Raw genomic sequence first — 3,770 nt, 5'->3', positions numbered from 1 at the left:
GGCCTGCCCAAATTGCGTCTGTCCATGCCCACGCGCCAGCTCGCCCCTTCGCTAAAATAGTCCACAGGACTATTTTTATACGCTCGGTCGTAACTAAAGAGGGGAGCTTGGTGTAGTCTTTTTTATAATATTTTGGAAGGTGTTTGTTATGTATTCAAATCAAAACAATCCCGTATTTCTTTTAAAACAGAAGGTAAATAATCAAATACCATTTTGTTTTTAAATCGGATGACTTTGAATCTTGAATTTTAAACCATGAACCTCAAACCATGAACCTCAAACTCATTTCAACTAATAACCCACTGCCCGCCGAAGCGTATGCCAAGGTGTGGGATAACCGATAACCGATAACCGATAACCGATAACCGATAACCGATAACACCCAACATCATATCCGATAAGCTCAATTATGCTTGCATAGTATCTCTAACTTATTATCTTTACTCCGACTTTTTAAATACTATGTCAAAAAAGGATATTCATTTTAATATTTCTGAACGGAAAATCTTATTACGGATAATGGATTTGGTGGCCATTCTTGGAATGTTATATCTCATCAGTACGCTCTTCGATTTCGATTATTTTTCTGTGACGCACCAAAATTGGACCTGGATTGTGGTACTCATGGGATATGTGAGTGTCTTTGGAACCGTATTTGAACTCTACGACCTACAAAAGGCCTCCAGAAAGGATAAAGTATTTAGTAATATTGTTTTAACCACCTCCGTCACGGTGCTGTTCTATCTGTTAACACCGTTTTTTACGCCTTCTTTACCTAATAACCGACTGCAAATTCTATATTTTTATTTGGCCATTGTGTCTGCTCTTATTATTTGGCGACTTATTTATGTGAATTTTATAAACTCGCCCCGGTTTTATAAAAAAGTGCTGATTGTAGGCGAGACCTCCAATATAGAAAGCATTGTAGAAGCCTTTAAAACCTCAGATCCTAATTATAAGATTGTCGGTTTTATTAATTGTGAAGCCATAGCCAAGGGGAAAGTTTCTTATGAAGGGATTGCCGAATACGCTTGTGAAGACATTCATAAAGTGATTGAAAGAGAACACATTTCTGAAATTGTAGTGGCTAGTTATAATGCTGAAACTATTACAACTGAAATTTATAACGATTTGATACTGCTCTTAGAGCGCGGATTTTCAATTAAAGAATACACTCAGGTTTTTGAAGATATTACCTATAGGGTGCCTGTGCAATTTGTTGGGAAAGACTTCTATAAATATTTCCCATTCAGCCGAAGTAATAAGAATAAACTATACCTGTTTTTTCACCGTCTGTTTGATATTGTTTTCTCATTTGTCGGGGTGCTTATTGGAATGCTATTATTGCCTGTTATCTTAGTAGGAAACCTATTTGGTAATAGGGGACCTTTGTTTTATTTACAGGAACGTGTGGGTGAAAATGGGAAGCTGTTTTCTATTATTAAATTCCGAACTATGGTAGTAGATGCCGAAGAGAATGGCGCTGTTTGGGCCCAAAAGAACGATGCTCGGGTAACGCCCTTTGGCAAGTTTTTAAGACGCTCTAGATTGGATGAGTTTCCTCAGTTTTTAAATATTCTAAAAGGCGATATGAGTCTGATAGGTCCCAGACCCGAACGTCCTTATTTTGTAAACGAATTATCCCAGGTCATCCCCTTTTATGAAACCCGGCATATTATTAAACCCGGCCTTACGGGATGGGCACAGGTAAAAGTACGTTATGGCTCTACGGTAGAAGATAGTCTGCTAAAACTCCAATACGATTTGTACTATATCAAGCATAGAAGTTTCTTTTTAGATGCCAATGTTATTGTGAAAACGCTGAGTACGATGTTGTTTTATAGGGGGCAGTGATTGGAGGGAGAGTTAGTTGGTAGTTGGTAGTGAGTGGTGAGTGGTGAGTGGTGAGTGGTTGGTAGTTGGTAGTGAGTGGTGAGTAGTTGGTAGAAGATAGTTTGGTGTTTATATATAAAAATCTGCGAGTTACTAATTACTCCGTCATAGCGAGGAGTGATGAAGAAGCGACGTGACAAATACCTTCACGAACACCTTTATTTTAAGTTTTGGTATTACCGCCTTCAGATGGGCAGGCTCTCAATGATGACTTGCAATTAAAACTTAAACTTTTCAACCTCAAACCTCAAACCTAACACCTCAAACCTAACACCTAACACCTCACTCCCTATTAAACCACCAAATAAGAAAGACATAGCGTGCTGCTAAAGAGAGTAATAAAGGCAATAATGCCATAGCAAACACCTGAATACCTACGACCCAATGAAAACTGAGTAAGCACAACATAATTACCAGAAACTTTAGGTATTTAATAAACCACGATTTCGGGTGAGGTTTGTTAAGCTGTCCAATAACAACTAGATTAAGAGCAAAGGCCCAAAGGAGGTTGTAGTTCTGAGCTGTGGCTTCGTGGTCTGTGGCAAACCAAAGAAATAAGATTAAAACACCTATAAGTCCTGTGATTAAGAATATAAGGAGGTCTAAAAGTTTGGTTCTACGTTGCTTTTTATAATCGGAATAGGTTATGGCAATAATGATGATTCCTAGAAGTCCTAAAATAACAAAAGGACTGAATAATAGATTTTTAGAGGTCTCAGTTGCTTTCTTTTTAAAGAGGACTTCATCTTTTTTCACTAGGTTTTTGTCGGTATTACCAAAAGTAGCAGCCCCAAAGAAGCTATGAATATACTGAGGTAAAAACATATGCTCTTCTGGGGTGGCAGGTCTGTCTATTACAGAACCTAAAGCGAGGTCTATACCCACACTTCCCCAGGAGTTTACATCTAATTGCTCCTGAATTAGGGTTCTAAACGATTGCACATGAAAGTCTTCGGGTTCGTTAAAGACAATTTGAGAGTCGACGTTTGTAACCACCACATCTTTAATTTTTGTGGCACAATTATCAAAGAAGAAATCGTAGAGATAACTTCTGTTAGCAGGTTTGTAATTGTTTAAAAGAAAATTGTATAGCTGTTGTTTTTCGTTCTGACTAAGATTTAAGGTCTGCTCCTGAATGCTTCGGTTTTGATAGACATAACTATTATAGAAATCGCTATAAGCATTCTTTCCAATAAGATAGTCTAATTTTCCCTGGGCAAACTTTAAATAGAAATTAGGTGTATTGAAGTCGTAAATACCATAATTATAAACTTCGTCAATCCCCAAGCGGGTGTCTTTTATTCTAAAGCCACTATGTCCAAAAGCATCGTTTAGGGAGCTGCCTGGTCCTATGGTAAGCACCGTAATTTCGGCATCTGGAGAGAGGCGTCTGGTTTGAGAAAAGGACGAAAGAATAACAAAAAGACATGCACTAAAGGCTAAAACAATTTTTTGCATAAGGTGGTTTTATTGGCTTCAAATTTAGTGAAAACTATGTGATTTCTTATAGCTTGTTTGAGTTCTTTATGCTGCTTTTGTTGAGAGTTAGGGAGTGGTGCTTTTTTTTGGTATGATATGTACTTGAAACAATTGTTTTATATGTTCATCTTTTACTCATCATCGCTTCTATTTTATAGTTGGTGTTCGTGAATCTGCGATTTCCATTGATGAAAAAACGAACCAAACCCGCCTGCCGGACGGGCAGGAAGTCTAGATGGAGAACTTGAAAATATATACGTTCATTTTTTCCATTGATGAAAAAACGAACCAAAAAAATCTAGGCTGATTTTTATTTTCTTGAAAACTACGAAAAATCCCTATCATGCGGATGGCAATCGCTGCGCTGGGCCATCCTCCTTCATCCACCCCTTCGGATT

2 protein-coding genes are annotated in these 3,770 nt (G+C 37.9%); one reads left to right on the top strand and one right to left on the bottom strand.

All coding sequences use genetic code 11. The annotated features are described in order from the left end of the window. The first annotated feature begins 462 nt into the window (after positions 1-462). Positions 463-1,854, top strand: a complete 1,392-nt coding sequence (locus OS188_RS14645) for a sugar transferase (protein ID WP_267149600.1) — start codon at positions 463-465, stop codon at positions 1,852-1,854. Positions 1,855-2,175: 321 nt separating this feature from the next. Here OS188_RS14645 and OS188_RS14640 read toward each other — a convergent pair whose 3' ends face one another. Next, positions 2,176-3,351, bottom strand: coding sequence for a lipoprotein N-acyltransferase Lnb domain-containing protein (locus OS188_RS14640; RefSeq protein ID WP_267149599.1), 1,176 nt, complete (start codon positions 3,349-3,351; stop codon positions 2,176-2,178). Positions 3,352-3,770: the final 419 nt, after the last annotated feature.

Origin of the sequence: Xanthomarina sp. F1114, from assembly GCF_026410255.1 — a bacterium.
Taxonomy (GTDB): domain Bacteria; phylum Bacteroidota; class Bacteroidia; order Flavobacteriales; family Flavobacteriaceae; genus Xanthomarina.
This window is presented reverse-complemented; position numbering and strand designations above follow the sequence as displayed.